Genomic DNA, 18,057 nt, shown 5'->3' with positions numbered 1-18,057 from the left:
AAGCGTAAGAATATTCAAAACTAAGTATTTTTTAAAACTCATTGTGCGGTTATTTAAAAAAGCTACTTTTGCACTGAATTTTGGTGGAAATACGTATTACAAACGTATGACCTTAAAATGGGAATGCCGTTAAAATCGGCAACTGTACCCGCAACTGTAAGTCACTCATTTATTTGAGCTTGTACAATCTTAAAACCACTGTAGCAATATGGGAAGGTATGTACATTAAAGACAAGTCAGGAGACCTGCCAAGTTCTTAATCATCTTAATGATGCTCGGGAAAAGCATCTCAAGACTTATGAGATATATCGTTTTCATCTTATTGATGTGGATTTTTTCTACAAATGCACACTCGCAATTGGATAGCCTCCAACAATTGCCTGAGGTTATCATTAGTGATGTAAGCTTGACAGATTTTTCTACTGGTACTACAACCACAACATTAAGAGATAGTGTTTTTTACAATCAAGCAACACCTTTACAGCAAATTTTACTATATAACAGTTTAATATATTTTAAGGAAAATGGTCCTGGTGGTGTGTCTTCTCCATCATTTAGAGGAACAAATGCCTCTCAAACTGCTGTGCTGTGGAATGGTATTTCAATAAATTCTCAGTTAAATGGGCAAACCGATTTTAATACCATAAGTACTCGAAACTATGATAATCTTGTAGTAAGACATGGTGGCGGAAGCATTCCTTACGGCAGTGGAGCTGTTGGTGGTAGTATACATTTAAATAACACCACTAAATACAACACTGGTTTTAAAACAAAATTGTTAGAAAGCTACGGAAGCTTTGAAACCTATGAAGCCCAAGCTAAATTAAGTTATGGTACTAAAAAGTTTTATATAGAAACGGCATTAGATGGTTTGCAAAGTGAAAACGATTTTAAATATTTAAATACTAACCTTAGGAATGATAATGGTGCTTATAAAACTATAAATGGAAATTTAAATTTTGGATTTAAATTGAATAAGGACCATCAATTAAATGTTTATCATAATACATTTTTAAGTGATAGAGAATTTAGTAGAACACTAACGGCTGTTACTTTTGATGGTTATGAAGATGAAAATACAAGAACCCTATTAGCTTGGACAGCAAAAGGAAAAGCATTTGAAAGTGTAACCAGGTTAGCTCATGTCTTTGAGTCTTATAAATACTTTCCAGACAAAAATGTAGACGATTTTTATTTTTATGGGAAAGCGATTAGGTATGTTTTTAACAACGAGTTTAAATATCAATTTAATACTAAGACAAGTTTAAAAACTATTGCAGACCTTAATACTACAAGTGCAGAAGGATCTAACATAGAAGAAAGTAATAGAGATGTAATTTCTGGCGCTGCATTGTTAGAGCATAAGTTGAGTAAATTTATTACTGGTACACTTCAACTAAAACAGGAGTTTTCTAATGATTATGAAAGCCCATTGTTATATGGTATTTCTGCAGACTATCTTTCGGCTTTTCAAAAGGATAACACTATTCGCCAATTTGGTATTGGCTTTAATGCATCCAAAAATTTTAGAGCACCAACGTTTAACGACTTAAATTGGAACGGTGCCGGCGCTATCGGAAATCCAGATTTATTGCCAGAAATAACATATCAAGGAGAACTAAACCAAACATTAAAATTTTCTTTCGGAACATTTAAGCTAGCTGAATTTATTAGTTACTCAGAAAATTTGATTCAATGGTTACCCAACCAACAAGGGTTGTTTATGCCTAACAATATTAAGGATTCTAGAAACTACGGTATAGAGGCGCAATTTCAGGCTTATTATAATTTTGGCTCACATAAGTTTACTACTACAACAGGTTACACGTATGTTGAGGCCAAAGATTTATCAACCAATGCACAATTTATATATGTGCCTAAACATAAATTTATTGGAAGTTTAGGTTACAACTATAAATCATTACACCTTCTGTATCAGTTTTTATACAATGGTGAGGTCTTTACAAAGACAGACAATTCTGAAACTCTTGGAGGTTATGCAGTATCTAATGTTAACCTTTCATTTAAGCCAAAATCTAAAGGATTAAACTGGTTTACAATACAATTATCTGTAAATAATATCTTCAATAAAAATTATCAAAATATAGCGTTTAGGCCAAATCCTGGACGCCACTATTCAATTTTACTAACTCAATCCTTCTAAATTTTAAATAATGAAGACACTTAAATTATTAATGCTTTTGGTTTTAACTGCTGTTTTTACGGTTAGTTGTGAATCTGATGATGACGGTATGAATACCGATAACAGCAATGGTAGCATAACTATCTCTGCAAATGCCACAACAGTATCTGAAGATGCTGGTGAGCTATTGTTTACAGTTACAACTACAGATGCTGTACTGGTTGATACTACTTATGAAATTGCCCTTATGGGTACAGCTTTAGAAACGGAAGACTATACCGTAAACATTACAAATTTCACAATAAGTGAAGGTGAAACTACAGCAGTTATAACGGTTAATATTATAGATGATACAACTGTTGAAGAGGCTGAAACAATCGAGATTTCTGTAATTTCTGAAAATGGTGAGTCGCTAACAAATCCAATTTCTGAAACTGTGACCATTACAGATAATGATAGTTTTGCTTTTGAAGCAGGAATATTAATTTCTAATGAAGGACCATTTGGAAGTGGTTTTGGGACAGTATCTTATATTGATGCAAATTTCACTGCGGTAGATAATGATATTTATCAAGATGTAAACAATGACAACTTAGGTAACATAGTACAGTCAATCGGGTTTTCTGAAACAAATGCCTATGTAGTAGCAAACGTTGGTAATAAAATAACTGTAGTAAATCGTTTTTCTTTTGAAGAAATTACGAAAATAGAAACAGGCTTAATGAATCCTCGTTTTATGATTACTGCTAACAACAAAGGTTATGTTACCAATTGGGGTAGTGGTAGTGATGCTACAGATGATTATATTGCAGTTATAGATTTAGATACAAATACTATTACAACAACAATACCAGTAAGCGAAGGTCCAGAAGAGCTGTTATTTGATGGTACAAATATTTATGTAGCACATCAAGGTGGTTTTGGTGTAAATAATGAAATAAGTGTTATAAGTCCTGTAACAGATGCTGTTACTAATACAATAACAGTTGGTAAGGCACCAAACAGTTTGCAGTTAGATGCCAGCGGTAATCTTTGGGTTTTAAGTTCTGGACAATTTTCTTATCAAGGAGATGAAGAAGGTGGAAGTATTTCTGTAATTAATACTTCTAGCAATACAGTTACTACTACATATACATTTAATCAAACAGAGCACCCAAGTTATTTAAATATAGATAATAGTGCAGTTTACTATGGCTTAAACGGGAATGTTTATAAAGGAGCAACGTCATCTTTTACAATTCCTACAGATGCGGAATTAACGGGTCTTAACTTATATGGAATGGTTGTAAATGATAATACACTATACGCTTGTGATCCTAATGACTTTTCTAGTAATGGTTCGGTTCATATTTATGACTTAACCGATAATAGCTTAACAACTAGTTTTACAGTAGGCGTGTTACCAAATAATGTTTACTTTAATAACTAACACGTTTTAAGGAAACTGTTATATACTAAAAAAGGCTTCCATAAATTGGAAGCCTTTTTCTATTCTATAAAAGAAAAAGATTAGTTAGCAGCGTTATCGTCTGTTGCATCTTCTTTCATCTCTTCGTTCATTTCTTCATTCATTTCAGCTTCAACTTCTTCGCCAGCTTCGTTCATTTCAGCTTCAACTTCTTCAGCACCAGCTTCAATAGCATCACCAGCTTCTTCAGCGTTAGCTTCGATATCTTCACCCATTGCTTCGATAGCATCTTCAGTTTTCTCTTCAGTAGTTTCTCTACAAGAAGTTCCTAAAAGAAGACCTAAAGCCATTACAGATAATATTACTTTTTTCATTTTAATAAATTTTATAAGGTTAGTAAGGCACAAATATAATAATATCTTGAAGTTGTAAGAATATTTAAGACTTAAAAGGCTCCTAAAATTAGGAGCCTTTGTTTTATAAGTGTTAATAGTGTAACTAATTAGTTGTCATCTGTTTCACCATCAAACTCTTCTTTTACATCTTTAGCAGCGCCTTCTATTTCTTCGCCTGCTCTTTTAATTCCGTCTTCAGTTTCATCTGCAGCTCTCTCTAATGTGCTCTCAGCTTCATCCATATCATCGCTAACATCATCACTCACATCTTCCATAGCATCTTCTGCTTTGTCTTCTGTAGTTTCTCTACAAGATGTAGTAGCCATTAACATACCTACAGCCATAATTGATAAAAATACCTTTTTCATAATTTATTTTTTTAAATGATTAGTTACACAAATGTATTAAAATAACAGAACTACTTCTTATTATTGAAAATTATAGGTTGTACTATCTATACATTTATTTTTATCTCTACTTTTATTATATGGTTTTTGGAAAATTTCTTGCAATAGCAATCATTCTTATTATTATTTACTACTTAGTAAAATCTGCCGAAACACTTTATGTGATAAAGTTTAAAAAGCCTATATATACTCACTTTTATCTGTTTAAAAAGAAGTTACCAGAATCTTCAATCACTATACTAGAAAACCAGTTTGAATTTTATGGTTTACTTAATACTTCTCAGAAAACATTTTTTCAACATAGGTTGGCCACATTTTTAGCAGATAAAGAATTTTTTGGACGCGAAGATTTAGAGGTTACTGAGGAAATGAAAGTTTTAATTGGTGCTACAGCAATTATGCTAACTTTTGGGATGCGCAATTATTACTTAGGTATTTTAGATCGCGTTATAATTTATCCTAATACGTATTACTCTAACATTACTGCTGCATATCATAAAGGTGAGTTTAATCCAAGGTTAAAGGCGTTGGTTATTTCTTGGAAAGATTTTAAGGAAGGTTATGCAGATACTACAGATAATTTAAACTTAGGTATACACGAGTTTACACATATTTTGCAGTTAAATAGTAAAAAATTTAGAGATGTAAGTGCTTCAATATTTAGTGATGGCTATACTGAAATAGAACAAATTTTAAAAGATGATTTATACCGTAATAATTTAATGGCATCAGACTACTTTAGGAATTATGCTTATACCAACAAATACGAGTTTTTAGCTGTTCTCATTGAAAATTTTATTGAAACACCTAAAGATTTTAAAATGAATTTTCCTCAGTTATATAGTAAGGTTAGACAAATGCTTAATTATAATTTTGCAGGTTATTAATCTTATTTTTTAATAATATCTTCTACAATCATCTTTGCATGTATACGTGAGTTTTCTATAAACCATTTATGAGTTTCCATACCACCACAGATAACTCCTGCAAGATAAACGCCTTTTACATTTGTTTCCATAGTTTCTGGATTATGTTCAGGAATGCGTCTTTTATCATTAGATAAATTAATACCTACATCTTTCAAAAACTTAAAGTTTGGTTGGTAACCAGTTAGTGCTAACACAAAATCATTATTTAATGTTTTATGAGTACCGTTGTGGTTTATATCAACTTCTGTTTCTCGTATCTCAGTAAGTTCTGCATTAAAATACGCGGTAATGCTACCTTCTTCTATTCTGTTTTCTATATCTGGTTTTACCCAATATTTTACACGGTCGCCAATACTGTCTCCTCTAACAATCATAGTAACGTGTCCACCTTTTCTGTAAATCTCTAGCGCTGCATCTACAGAAGAGTTGCTGGCACCTACAACAACAGTATTTGTTGCTGCATAAAAATGTGGGTTTCCATAATAGTGAGAAACTTTATTTAAGTCTTCGCCAGGAATATTAAGAGGATTTGGGATATCATAAAAACCAGTTGCTATAATTACGTGCTTAGTAATATATGTTGCCTTTGTAGTTTCTACAGCATGTAATTTGCCTGAAGTAATATTTGTGACCCTTTCAAAAAGATTTATAGTTAACTCTTTTGAAGTTGCAATGCGCCTGTAATATTCTAAGGCTTCTTCTTTGGTAGGTTTTGCATTAGCACTTATAAATGGAATGTTATGTAGCTCAAGTTTTTCAGACGTTGAGAAAAATGTCATATTAGTAGGGTAGTGGTAAAGAGAATTTACCAAGGGTCCTTTTTCTAATATACAATACGACAGTCCCTTTTCTTTGGCCTGTAAACCACAAGCAATACCAATGGGACCACCACCAACAATTATAATGTCATATGTGTCTTGCAAAATTATAAGTTTTTTGTAAAAGTATTAATAGCGTTAAAATAAGCAGTCTTAGCATCTAACCAACCATAATGTTTGCAATTCTCTAAAATAACTAGTTCAGAATTTGGTATAAGATTATGGGCATGCTCAGGTATAGATAGTCCTACAACATCATCCTTACCATGCAGTATTAACACTGGTTTTTTAAATGTTTTAAAAAATGAAGCTGTACTAAATTCAATACGCCTTAAATCTTGCCAGACCAAACTGTTTATTGCTCTATTACCTTGTGTTAGTCTCTTAGCTACAATAGGTATGTAAGTTGAATTATATACATATGCTGGTGCTAAAAATTTACCTCTATTATATGCTGTTGCATAAGACGTATCACCATTAGAAATCTTACGGGTATAATAATCTAATGAATCTCTTTGTGTTTGGGAAAGACTTCCTCTTATATCTAAACGCTCTATTATAGTGAGATCTAATCCTCCAGAGGAAGATTGTATTAATGCAGAAACGTGTTCAGGATATTTTGCTGTATAATAATATGCCAGCATACCACCAAAGGAATGTCCCAATACTGTCCATTGGTCAATATTTAAATGACAGCGTAATACCTCAATATCTTCAGCCATAGCATTTATGGTTATGGTTACTGAATTTATGTCGTGTAAGGTAGATAAGCCAGTACCTCTTTGATCGTAAAGGATAACAGAATTGGTTTTGGAAAGTTCTTCAGCTAAAGGTTTAAATCCTTCTGAATTCATACCTGGTCCTCCATTAATTATTAAAATTGGAGAACCTTCACCATAAATTTGATAATGTAGTTTGCCAGAGTTAACATCTAAAATAACATCTGTATGTTGAGAATGTAGCATACCTACATTACCAAAAACCATCATAGCAATAATGATTATAGATAATCTAGGTATGTTAACCATTGTTTTAATTTACCTGAGCTTTTAAATCTTTAATAGTTTTTAAAGGGTCTGAAGATCCAAATACATAGCTTCCTGCCACAAGTACATCTGCGCCTGCATTTACCAATTCTTTGGCATTTTTATTAGTAACGCCACCATCAATCTCTATAAGAGTTTCGGCATTGTTATTAAGGATAATTTCTTTTAACCTTGTTACCTTCTTGTAAGTGTTTTCAATAAAGCTTTGTCCTCCAAAACCTGGATTTACACTCATAATACAAACAACATCTATATCGTTTATAATATCTTCTAATAAATCTACAGGAGTATGTGGGTTAATTGCAACACCAGCTTTCATGCCTTCGGCTTTAATGGCTTGTAGTGTTCTGTGCAAATGGGTACAAGCTTCGTAATGCACTGTAAGTACATTGCTACCAAGTTCTGCAAATGTTTTAATATAGCGATCTGGATCTACAATCATTAAATGCACATCAATAGTTTTATTGGCGTGTTTATTAATTGCTTTTAAAACGGGCATACCAAATGATATGTTTGGGACAAAAACACCATCCATAATATCTATATGAAACCAATCTGCATCTGAGTTGTTTACAAGTTCTATATCACGTTGAAGGTTAGCAAAATCTGCAGCTAAAATTGAAGGAGCAATACGTTTTTGAGACATGTTATAAGTTTTTTGCAAAGGTAACCAATAATATAAATGTTGAAGCTGTTGTGAGTTTAAGAATACTCTTAAAATGAGAAAACCTCCGGTAATCAGCCGGAGGTCATTCATCAATCAAAAAACGAACAGTATGTTATTGTAGAAACAATAAACTGAATACTGTCGTATCGTTAAATATTTTAGATTTAGCGAAGATAAGGAATTTAGCCTAAATAGGTTTTTAAGATCTTACTTCTAGAAGTATGTTTTAAACGTCTTGTGGCTTTTTCCTTTATTTGGCGAACACGCTCTCTAGTAAGCTCGAAGGTTTCTCCAATCTCCTCAAGTGTTAGCGGTTGCTGTTGTCCTAAACCAAAATACAGTCTTATAACATCTGCCTCTCTAGGTGTAAGTGTTTCTAATGCTCTATCTATTTCAGTTTGTAATGACTCAACTAAAAGGTCTTTTTCTGGGTTTGGTGATTCTCCAAATTTTAAGACATCATAAAGGTTAGAGTCTTCACCATCTACTAAAGGCGCATCCATTGAAAGGTGGCGACCAGAGTTTTTAAGAGATTCTTTTACTTCAGAAATCGTCATTTCCAATTCCTGTGCAATTTCTTCTGGAGTAGGTGGTCTTTGGTTAGACTGTTCCAAATACGCATACATCTTGTTAATCTTATTAATAGATCCAATTTTGTTAAGAGGCAATCTTACAATACGAGATTGTTCTGCTAATGCTTGTAGGATAGATTGACGAATCCACCATACGGCATACGAGATAAATTTAAAACCACGTGTTTCGTCAAAGCGTTTTGCAGCTTTTATTAGTCCTAAATTACCTTCATTAATTAGGTCTGGTAATGTTAGTCCTTGGTTTTGGTATTGTTTAGATACAGACACAACAAACCTTAAATTGGCTTTTGTTAGTTTTTCTAATGCACGATTGTCTCCAGCTCTAATACGTTGTGCTAACTCTACCTCTTCTTCGGCAGTGATTAAGTCTACCTTTCCAATTTCTTGTAAATACTTGTCTAATGAAGCGGTTTCACGATTGGTAACCTGCTTTGTAATCTTTAGTTGTCTCATGTAATTTTTTTAGATGATTGATGACATCTTGTTGTACAGGTTATACGTAAGAATAGAAAAAAAGGTTACAAAAAAGATTAATTTTTTTTGCATAAAAAAAACCGCTTCCAAAATTGAAAGCGGTTTTAAATATGTTAAGTGTTTTGCTTATAGGTGTATAACCTCATCATAAGCAGCAGCAGTAGCTTCCATTACAGCTTCACTCATAGTTGGGTGAGGATGCACTGCTTTTAAAACTTCGTGTCCTGTAGTTTCTAGTTTACGTCCTAAAACAGCCTCTGCAATCATATCTGTTACACCAGCACCAATCATATGGCAACCTAACCACTCACCGTACTTAGCATCGTAAATTACCTTTACGAAGCCATCTTTTGTTCCAGCAGCACTAGCTTTACCAGAAGCAGAGAATGGAAATTTCCCTATTTTAAGTTCGTAACCAGCTTCTTTAGCTTGCTTTTCGGTCATTCCAACACTTGCAATTTCTGGAGTAGCATATGTACAACCAGGAATGTTACCGTAGTCTAATGCTTCAACTTTCATTCCTGCAATTTTTTCTACACAAATAATACCTTCTGCAGAAGCAACGTGAGCCAATGCTGGACCTGGCGTTACATCTCCAATAGCATAATATCCAGGAATGTTGGTTTGGTACCAGTCATTAACTAAGATTTTATCTTTGTCTGTCTTAATGCCTACAGCTTCAAGACCAATATTTTCAATATTTGTTTTAATACCAACAGCAGATAGTACAATTTCTGCTTCTAAGGTTTCTTCGCCTTTTTTAGTTTTTACTTTAGCCTTAACACCATCTCCAGAAGTATCTACACTTTCTACAGAAGAGTTGGTCATTACTTTTATACCAGCTTTCTTAAAGCTTTTCTCAAATTGCTTAGACACATCTTCATCTTCAACAGGAACTAAGTTTGGTAAAAACTCTACTATTGTTACCTCAGTACCCATAGCATTGTAAAAGTGAGCAAACTCAACACCAATAGCTCCAGAACCTACAATTATCATAGATTTTGGTTGCTTAGGCAAGTTCATTGCTTGGCGGTATCCTATAATTTTCTCACCATCTTGTTTTAAGTTTGGTAATTCTCTAGAACGAGCTCCAGTTGCAACAATTATATGATTAGCTTCATAGTCTTTCTTACCATCTTTACCTTCAACAGAAATTTTCTTTCCGGTTTTTAATGTCCCAAAGCCATCAATTACATCAATCTTATTTTTCTTCATTAGGAATTGAACACCTTTGCTCATTCCTTCTGCCACATTACGACTACGTTTTACAACTTTAGTGAAGTCTTTATCTGGATTCTCAACACTAAGACCATAATCTTCTGCGTGCTTTAAATAGTCAAAAACTTGAGCACTCTTTAACAATGCTTTTGTAGGGATACAACCCCAGTTTAAACATACACCTCCAAGATTTTCTTTTTCTATTACAGCAGTTTTTAAGCCTAATTGTGAGGCGCGTATTGCAGCAACATAACCGCCAGGACCGCTTCCTAATACAATAACATCGTACTTACTCATATTTTCTGATTTTTTAGTCTGATTTTAAGGCTACGAATTTACGCAATATTAAGAGAAACAAAAAGCGATGCTCTGTAAGTTAGAGCATCGCTTTTTAATATAATAGATGTTTTTAGAAATTAGTTTTCTAAACCTTCTGTTGTATTGTTTCTGTCGTTTAAAGCATTCATTACAGCATTGTAATCTGTAACATCTACTGTTAATGCAAAGTCTGAAGGGACTACAACAAATCTAAAAATTTGATCGTCTGTATAACCGAAATCTAAGTTACTAAGGTCATAATTACCATCTATAAACAATTCTAGATCTATAAATGTGTGAGCAGATACATATTGTATTGTACCTTCATCTGTAAAAAAGTTTTGAGGTATAAGACTCCATAAATCTGCAGTAGATCCATCATTTAACCCAACTTGACCATCAAAACGATACACTAAAATAGCGTCGCTTTCAAAGACTTCAATGTCTGAAGGGATATCGATAATTGTAGACCACAAGTTTGCACTTGCATCATAAGAGTAATTAATATTTTCTATTTCAAAAGTTTGACCTAGAATATTAACACCTGGTTCTCCAGATGGTCCTGGAGGTCCTGGATCTCCTTCGCAACTTGTAAATAAAACGGCTGTAAATGCTAATAAAGCTAATATTTTTTTCATCTCTAAGGTTTTGTGTTAGTTAAATTGAAATCAAATTCAATGCCAAAACTATTATTAGAAAAAGATAGCGCTTCCCAAAGACTCGTTAAATTATTACTTATTAAAGTTTATACTAGCAGAATTTACACAGTAACGTTGTCCAGTTTCTGTAGGGCCATCATCAAAAACGTGCCCAATATGACCTCCACAGTTAGCGCATAAAATTTCGGTTCTAATCATACCAAGAGTTTTATCTTGTTTGTACTCAATAGCGCCATCAATAGCATTATCAAAGCTTGGCCATCCACAACCACTTTCAAATTTGCTGTCACTATCAAATAATTTAGTGTTACAAGCAGCGCAGTGGTATTCACCATCTTCAAAATGCATATTGTATTTACCTGTATGTGGTCGTTCTGTTCCTGCTTCTCTAAGAATATGGTATTGCTCTGGAGATAACTCTTTTCTCCATTCTTCTTCTGTCTTATTTATATTATAGTTAGTAGACATATAATTTTTTATTTAGTTGAAGGAATAAAATCTAAAGCATCACCATTTATACAATGGCGTTTGCCTGTAGTGTTTTTTGGACCATCATTAAAAACGTGTCCTAAGTGACCACCACAAACCGCACAATGTTCTTCTACACGTGTATAGCCAATTTTATTGTCTGTAGAGAAGGCAACATTACCATCTATTTCTCTATCAAAACTTGGCCAACCTGTACCGCTATCAAACTTATGTTCGCTTTTAAAAACTGGTGTTTTACATGCTGCACACACATAAGTACCTTCTTCTTTAATGTCTAATAGCTCTGAAGAAAAAGGGCGTTCTGTTCCTGCTTCTCGTAGTATATGATATTCTTCTGAAGATAAAACTTCTTTCCATTCTGCGTTGGTTTTAGAAACCTCGTACGTATTTTCTGTTTTAGCAGAATCTTTTTTTTGTGCATTGCCACAACTCATTATAAATAGAGAAAGCGCAACTAATGATAAATATTTCATAGTATTTTTTTTGTTTTTAAGTGTTGTATGTTAAGTCGTGAAATGACTATGATACTTACGTTTTAAGGATTATCATTCAATAACTATTCCGTTATAAACGATGTAATTTCTTCAATGGTTTCAGGATGACCTAAAATACGTCTGTGTCCTAATTTTTCAGTAAGAAGCAAACTGCCTTTATCTAAAACCGAATTAATTTCTTGTGCAGAAGAATAGTGTACATCTACATCGTCTTTATCATGAACTACCAAAGTAGGAATGTTTACATTTTTAGCTGAAACAGCTCCAGAATAATTATCTAAGTCTTCACCAAATTTACCATCCATATAAGACTTTAAATGCGTAGCAACTTCAGGTTTTAACCTCATATTTCTCACAAAATCTTTGGTGATATGTGTAATGCTGTTAGCTGTGCCAATAATGCTGAGTCTATCTAAAGGCAAGCCGTCACTTACCGCTTTAAGTAGAGACATGCCTCCAAGTGAGTGTCCTATAGCAAGTTGAAAAGGATACTTTTCATGAAGGTATTTTACAGACTCTATAAAAAATGGCATCATGCTTATTTTTCCAGGAGCACGACCGTGAGCTGGAGCATCAAAACTAATAGTTGAATATCCTTTTTTTTCTAAAGACTCTGCAATTTTAGCTAATTGAGTACCACTTCCAGACCAACCGTGGCACAATAATACTTTTTTAGGAGAGGTTCCATAATGAAATACTACAATTTCACGATTAATTGAAGGTACAGTAAGTCGCTCAATCCTAGAATTATTATACATGTGTTTTTCTCGCTCAGGCATTGGATATTTAAATGGCGTGAGAAATAATTTAGCTGCAAACCTGCTTGCTAATTTTGGAGAAAAAAATTGTATTATTTTTCCTATAGCTATAAACTGTTTTGGCATGAGTAATGCTTGAACAGGAACCGCGTCTTTTTTTGTTGTGGTCATGGATATACTTTATCCTAACAAATTTACTTATTTGCATTGTGACCAAGTCTTAAATTTATCTTATTCAATAGTTATATTTAGCTTTTTCTGTAAACCAACTTCAACTAATTGCCTGTATTTTGAAAGTGTAATATCTACTAAGCCTAGTTCAATCTTTGAAATAAGTTCTAGTTTGGTATTAGTTCTTTCTGCAATATCTTCTTTGCTTATTTTTTCTTTTTTTCTAGTAGTATTAAAAAGGACTCCGAGTTTAAATTTTAAAGATTTCTTGTCAAACTCATCTCGCTTAGGTGTTCCTTTTCTACCAAATCTATCTTCTATATGTTGTTTGTAAGATGTAGGTGTTTTTAAAGGGTTCATAATATTTTGATTTTATAAGTGTCTTTAATTTAATAAAATAGGCAGTGACTCTCAAATTTTAGCCTACTATTTGTCGATACGCTCTGTATTTCGCCGGTTTTAAGGTCTTTTATGACTTTTTATGATTTTCTTACAAAGTGTTATTGGTATCGTTTTTGTAATTTTAAGCCTATAAAAAATCAACTATGAAAACTAAAACAACTTTAATATTATTAGGAGCTGTAGGATTATTTCTTGCGTGTACCACTAATCCTTTTACTGGTAAAAAAACATTAGCGCTTGTGCCTAATTCACAAATTTTACCAATGGCATTTCAACAATATGATGCTTTCTTGTCTGAAAACAATGTTGTGACAAATACAAGTGAGGCATTAATGGTTAAGCGAGTAGGAGAGAAAATTAAAAATGCTTCTGAAACTTGGCTTAATGCAAATGGATATTCAGGTTACACTTCAGATTACCGTTGGGAATATAATTTAGTGCAAGATGATCAAATTAACGCTTGGTGTATGCCAGGTGGAAAAATTGTTGTGTATACTGGTATATTACCAATTACTCAAGACGAAGCAGGTTTAGCTGCAGTTATGGGTCATGAAGTTGCTCACGCATTAGCAAATCACGGACAGCAACGTATGAGTGCAGGACAATTACAACAAATAGGAGCTGTTGCAGGAACTATTGCTGTAAGCGGAAGTAGCCAAGAAACACAACAAATCTTTGGTACAGCTTATGGTTTAGGGACTCAATTTGGTGTCATGTTACCATTTAGCAGAAGCCACGAAACAGAGGCAGATATTATAGGACAACAAATTATGGCCATTGCAGGTTACGAACCATTAGAAGCTGTAGAGCTATGGCAACGTATGAAAGCAAATTCTGGAGGTCAAGCACCACCAGAGTTTATGAGTACTCACCCAAGCAGTGATACCAGAATTAACAATTTGCAAGCCAATGCAGATAACGCTAGGGCAGAAGCTAGACGATTTGGAGTTACTAGCTTTAAACGTTAATTCTTAAAAATATAATCTATAAAAGCCGTTCTATTTGAGCGGCTTTTTTATTTTTATAACATGCAAAACCTACCAAAAGGAAGTAAAAAATTGCTCAATGCTTGGGCGTTTTACGATTGGGCAAACTCGGTATATAGTTTAGTAATTGCTTCTGCAGTCTTTCCTATTTTCTACGGCGCCATTACATTAGTAAAAGATGAACAAACAGGTAAAATCTTAGATGATACCGTTACCTTTTTAGGCATCAATTTTAATAACGATAGTCTAATAAGTTATATTACAGCTTTAGCTTTTTTAGTGGTATCCTTCTTAAGTCCGTTTCTAAGTGGTATTGCCGATTATGTAGGGAATAAGAAATCTTTTTTAAAATTCTTTTGCTATTTAGGCGCTATATCCTGTATAGGTTTGTTTTGGTTTAATATAGATTATCTGTGGTTTGGTTTTTTATGTTACTTTTTGGCTTTAATAGGATTTTGGGCAAGTTTAGTATTTTACAATTCATACCTGCCAGACATCGCTTTTCCAGAACAACAAGATAAAATTAGTGCTAAAGGCTTTTCATTAGGTTATATAGGTAGTGTTATATTATTAGTTATTTGTTTAGCAATGATAATGTTTTACGACGCATTTGGATTTGAAGATGAAGGCTTACCTACCCGATTATCTTTTATTCTTACTGGAGTTTGGTGGATAGGATTTAGCCAATACACCTATAAATACTTACCCAAAGGGAATAAGGCTGAAAAAAAATTAACTAGAGGTGTGTTATTTAATGGTTTTAAAGAACTAAAACACATTTGGATTAAACTTGGAGATAACATAAGATTAAAACGATTTTTAGGCGCTTTTTTTGTTTATAGTATGGCTGTGCAGACAATAATGTTAGTAGCCACTTATTTTGGAATTGAAGAATTAGATTGGGGAGAACAAAACTCTACAACAGGTTTAATAATTAGTATTCTACTTATACAGTTAGTAGCTGTAGTTGGTGCTACATTAACGTCTAGAGCCTCAGGTAAATTTGGTAATATCCCAACATTAATTGTAATAAATATTATATGGATGGCAATTTGTATATATGCATATACAGTAACTACTCCTAATCAATTTTATGTTGCAGCAGCTTGTGTTGGTCTTGTAATGGGTGGCGTACAAAGTTTATCTAGATCTACGTACTCAAAGTTGCTTCCAGAACACGCTATAGATACAGCATCATACTTTAGTTTTTATGATGTTTCAGAGAAAATAGGAATCGTGATAGGAATGTTCTCTTATGGTTTTATTGCTGAGCTTACTGGAGATATTAGGTATTCCATTATCACATTAACTGTATATTTTCTAATTGGTATTATTTTGCTCTTAAGAATTCCTAAAGCTTTGGGATAATCATCTTAATATTTTTTAATTATGTTTGTTATGACTAAAAAACATATGATGAAACACCTACTTAACTTAAAATGTATTCTTATTGCCCTAATTGTAGTTAGCTTTTCAGCTTGCGAGAATGAACCTTTAGAAGGAGAATTTGCAGCTAGTGGCGGCGCAAATCTTACCTGTGAGCAAGCAGCACAGGCAACTGTTTCTGCAGGACTTGCACTTTCTGATGCTACAACAGAAAATGTAGATCAACTTTGTAACACTTATAGCTTAGCTATTGAACAACAAATTACATCTTGTGGAGATGAAACAGGTGTTTTACAACAATTATTAGATAGTATTGAAGACTGCTCTGCCTTTGTTGGTGGTGGTGGAAGTACATCTGGAATCTTCGATTTTGATATTGTAGATGGAGATGCTTTTGAAGGTGTTTCAATTTCTGCAGTTAGCAATGAAGACGGATTGTTAGTTGATGCAACAGTAGGAACAAGACAAGCAGGATTCCAAATATTTAACCCAGTACAAGGCACTACATATGATCTGTCTGACCCAGATCAAGCTATATTACTTTATGATACAGATATTTCAAATGAAGAGTCTGACGTTTTCTTTGCTATTTCTGGATCACTTACATTAAGTACGTATAATACTAATACAAATATAGCTGGAGGTAGTTTTTCTGGTGTAATGCAGGAATTTTTTACAGAGTCTACAATTACTGTAGAAAATGGAATTTTTCAAAATATTGAATTTTCTGTAGAAGAACCAGTAAACAGCTGTACAGCAACAATAGATGGTGCAGGATTTAATGCAAGTTTATTTCCAGTAGTATTTGTACAAGAAACAATACAGGTGACTTTTGATGATGATATGGGAAGACAGATCCGAATTATTTTCCCAGATAACATTACAGAAGGAACATATGATTTAGCTGCTACTCCAGAAATTTATAGTGCCACGTATACAGAAAGTGATGTGGATTATACAGGAGTTGAAAATAGTGGAAGCATTGTTATTACAAATGTAGAAAATGATGTAGTTACAGGATCATTTAATTTTGATGTCGTTAATGATGGTGACCCAGAAGATGTAATTGTAATTACAAGCGGAGAATTTGTTATAGATGTAAGCTTTTAAGTTTTACCTATAATTTTAAAAAAGCCGATAGAGTATATGCTCTATCGGCTTTTTTTATGCCTTAATTATTATTGGTTTTAAATATACAAGTAATGTTTTATAGAGCCTTGATTCAACTTTAAATACCTAATTACTGTCTCTAAGTATTTTAAGTTTAACAACATTAGTTACACTTAAATTAGCATTAAATCTTAAACACAAATATTATAGCATAAAAAAACCGACTCAAATTAATGAGTCGGTTTTAATAATATTAGGATTTAGAATTACTTCTTAGAAGCTTCATCCATACCTTCTTTTACCATACTGTAAAATTGGTCTAATTTAGGAAGTACTACAATACGAGTTCTTCTGTTTTTAGCTCTACCTTCTGCAGTGTCATTACTAGCAACAGGAATGTAGTAGCTACGTCCTGCAGCTGTCATACGCTGAGGTGGCACACCATACTCGTCTTGTAAAATTCTTACAACACTTGTTGCACGTTTAGCACTTAAATCCCAGTTGTCTTCTAAAACAGCATTCTTAATTGGCACATTGTCTGTATGACCTTCTACCATAAATTCAATATCTGGTTTAGCATTTACAACTGTAGCAACTTTACCTAAAACTTCTTTAGCACGGCTAGTTACGTTGTAGCTACCACTCTTAAATAATAATTTGTCTGAGATAGATACATATACAACACCTTTTTCAACATTAATTTCAATGTCTTCATCTGCCATATTACCTAAAGCACCTTTTAAGCTTGTTACTAATGCAAGAGTTACAGAATCTTTTCTTGTAACAGCATCACGTAACGTTTTAATCTGTAAATCTTTTTCTTTTAAAGATTCTAAAGATTTTTCAAGGTTTGTAGCACCTTTAGTTGTCAAGGTAGTTAAGTTACCTTTTGTTTCAATAAGATCTGCATTAGTTCTTCTTAAGTCTGCTACCTGATCTTCTAAAGCATTTGCCTTAGCAGTTGCTCCAGCTTTTTCTTCTAAACAAGAGTTTAATTTTACGGTAGCCGTATTTAACCTGTCTTGCGTTTCCTGTTGCTGAGCTTCTAAATCAGCATATTTCTTCTGAGAAACACAAGAAGACAATAAAACCGCTGCAGATGCAGCAATAATCATTATTTTTTTCATAATTGTTTTAATTCGTTATTTGTACATCAAAATTATCAAAAAGAATGCCGACTTTCTTA

The 18,057-nt window shown here is 33.3% G+C and carries 19 protein-coding genes and 1 riboswitch; of the genes, 6 read left to right on the top strand and 13 right to left on the bottom strand.

The features are described from left to right. The first annotated feature begins 64 nt into the window (after positions 1-64). A riboswitch (cobalamin riboswitch) is annotated at positions 65-267 on the top strand. A 31-nt stretch (positions 268-298) separates the two neighbouring features. Both CA2559_RS12340 and CA2559_RS12335 read left to right on the top strand, forming a co-directional pair. Next, positions 299-2,164 (top strand): TonB-dependent receptor domain-containing protein, encoded by a 1,866-nt coding sequence (locus CA2559_RS12340; protein ID WP_041241022.1) that lies wholly within the window; start codon positions 299-301, stop codon positions 2,162-2,164. Positions 2,165-2,174: 10 nt separating this feature from the next. Then, positions 2,175-3,572 carry a DUF5074 domain-containing protein gene (locus tag CA2559_RS12335; protein WP_013188240.1) on the top strand — a complete coding sequence of 466 codons (1,398 nt, stop codon included), beginning with the start codon at positions 2,175-2,177 and terminating at the stop codon, positions 3,570-3,572. A gap of 80 nt (positions 3,573-3,652) precedes the next feature. On the opposite strand, the gene CA2559_RS12330 is transcribed toward CA2559_RS12335, so the two are convergent. Together CA2559_RS12330 and CA2559_RS12325 are read right to left on the bottom strand one after the other, a co-directional pair. Further along, on the bottom strand, positions 3,653-3,925 hold the full coding sequence (locus CA2559_RS12330) for a hypothetical protein (RefSeq protein ID WP_013188239.1): 273 nt from the start codon (positions 3,923-3,925) through the stop codon (positions 3,653-3,655). A gap of 128 nt (positions 3,926-4,053) precedes the next feature. Beyond that, a complete protein-coding gene (locus CA2559_RS12325; RefSeq protein WP_013188238.1) occupies positions 4,054-4,314 on the bottom strand; it encodes a hypothetical protein in 261 nt (86 codons plus the stop codon). A gap of 119 nt (positions 4,315-4,433) precedes the next feature. Here CA2559_RS12325 and CA2559_RS12320 point away from each other — a divergent pair, with 119 nt between their 5' ends. Next, entirely contained in the window at positions 4,434-5,240 is an 807-nt protein-coding gene (locus CA2559_RS12320) for a zinc-dependent peptidase (protein WP_013188237.1), read from the top strand. Positions 5,241-5,242: 2 nt separating this feature from the next. Here the strand turns inward: CA2559_RS12320 and CA2559_RS12315 are convergent, their stop codons facing one another. From CA2559_RS12315 to CA2559_RS12270, 10 genes are all read right to left on the bottom strand, one after another. Next, entirely contained in the window at positions 5,243-6,205 is a 963-nt protein-coding gene (locus CA2559_RS12315; protein ID WP_013188236.1) for a YpdA family putative bacillithiol disulfide reductase, read from the bottom strand. Positions 6,206-6,207: 2 nt separating this feature from the next. Next, on the bottom strand, positions 6,208-7,128 hold the full coding sequence (locus CA2559_RS12310; RefSeq protein ID WP_013188235.1) for an alpha/beta fold hydrolase: 921 nt from the start codon (positions 7,126-7,128) through the stop codon (positions 6,208-6,210). Between the two features lie 4 nt (positions 7,129-7,132). Next, complete coding sequence (gene rpe, locus CA2559_RS12305) at positions 7,133-7,792, bottom strand: ribulose-phosphate 3-epimerase (protein WP_013188234.1); 660 nt, start codon at positions 7,790-7,792, stop codon at positions 7,133-7,135. A 203-nt stretch (positions 7,793-7,995) separates the two neighbouring features. Continuing rightward, a complete protein-coding gene (locus CA2559_RS12300; RefSeq protein ID WP_013188233.1) occupies positions 7,996-8,859 on the bottom strand; it encodes a sigma-70 family RNA polymerase sigma factor in 864 nt (287 codons plus the stop codon). A gap of 147 nt (positions 8,860-9,006) precedes the next feature. Then, the gene (lpdA, locus tag CA2559_RS12295; RefSeq protein WP_013188232.1) at positions 9,007-10,395 is read right to left on the bottom strand and encodes a dihydrolipoyl dehydrogenase; all 1,389 of its coding nucleotides are present in this window, start codon (positions 10,393-10,395) and stop codon (positions 9,007-9,009) included. 119 nt (positions 10,396-10,514) lie between these two features. Then, complete coding sequence (locus CA2559_RS12290) at positions 10,515-11,054, bottom strand: hypothetical protein (protein WP_013188231.1); 540 nt, start codon at positions 11,052-11,054, stop codon at positions 10,515-10,517. Between the two features lie 93 nt (positions 11,055-11,147). After that, positions 11,148-11,543, bottom strand: a complete 396-nt coding sequence (gene msrB / locus CA2559_RS12285; RefSeq protein WP_013188230.1) for a peptide-methionine (R)-S-oxide reductase MsrB — start codon at positions 11,541-11,543, stop codon at positions 11,148-11,150. Positions 11,544-11,551: 8 nt separating this feature from the next. Continuing rightward, entirely contained in the window at positions 11,552-12,037 is a 486-nt protein-coding gene (msrB, locus tag CA2559_RS12280; RefSeq protein WP_041241021.1) for a peptide-methionine (R)-S-oxide reductase MsrB, read from the bottom strand. An 83-nt stretch (positions 12,038-12,120) separates the two neighbouring features. Then, complete coding sequence (locus CA2559_RS12275; RefSeq protein WP_013188228.1) at positions 12,121-12,987, bottom strand: alpha/beta hydrolase; 867 nt, start codon at positions 12,985-12,987, stop codon at positions 12,121-12,123. Between the two features lie 60 nt (positions 12,988-13,047). Beyond that, on the bottom strand, positions 13,048-13,347 hold the full coding sequence (locus CA2559_RS12270; RefSeq protein WP_013188227.1) for a helix-turn-helix domain-containing protein: 300 nt from the start codon (positions 13,345-13,347) through the stop codon (positions 13,048-13,050). A 185-nt stretch (positions 13,348-13,532) separates the two neighbouring features. Between CA2559_RS12270 and CA2559_RS12265 the strand changes: the two genes are divergently transcribed. Genes CA2559_RS12265 through CA2559_RS12255 form a run of 3 tightly spaced genes read left to right on the top strand, consistent with a single transcriptional unit; the run spans position 13,533 to position 16,871 of the window. Continuing rightward, positions 13,533-14,357, top strand: coding sequence for a M48 family metallopeptidase (locus tag CA2559_RS12265; RefSeq protein WP_013188226.1), 825 nt, complete (start codon positions 13,533-13,535; stop codon positions 14,355-14,357). Positions 14,358-14,417: 60 nt separating this feature from the next. Continuing rightward, positions 14,418-15,743, top strand: coding sequence for an MFS transporter (locus tag CA2559_RS12260; protein WP_013188225.1), 1,326 nt, complete (start codon positions 14,418-14,420; stop codon positions 15,741-15,743). A gap of 45 nt (positions 15,744-15,788) precedes the next feature. Continuing rightward, on the top strand, positions 15,789-16,871 hold the full coding sequence (locus CA2559_RS12255) for a DUF6252 family protein (protein WP_148232816.1): 1,083 nt from the start codon (positions 15,789-15,791) through the stop codon (positions 16,869-16,871). A gap of 266 nt (positions 16,872-17,137) precedes the next feature. On the opposite strand, the gene CA2559_RS12250 is transcribed toward CA2559_RS12255, so the two are convergent. After that, positions 17,138-17,998, bottom strand: coding sequence for an OmpA family protein (locus CA2559_RS12250; protein ID WP_013188223.1), 861 nt, complete (start codon positions 17,996-17,998; stop codon positions 17,138-17,140). Positions 17,999-18,057: the final 59 nt, after the last annotated feature.

Origin of the sequence: Croceibacter atlanticus HTCC2559 (genome assembly GCF_000196315.1) — a bacterium.
GTDB lineage: Bacteria > Bacteroidota > Bacteroidia > Flavobacteriales > Flavobacteriaceae > Croceibacter > Croceibacter atlanticus.
This window is presented reverse-complemented; position numbering and strand designations above follow the sequence as displayed.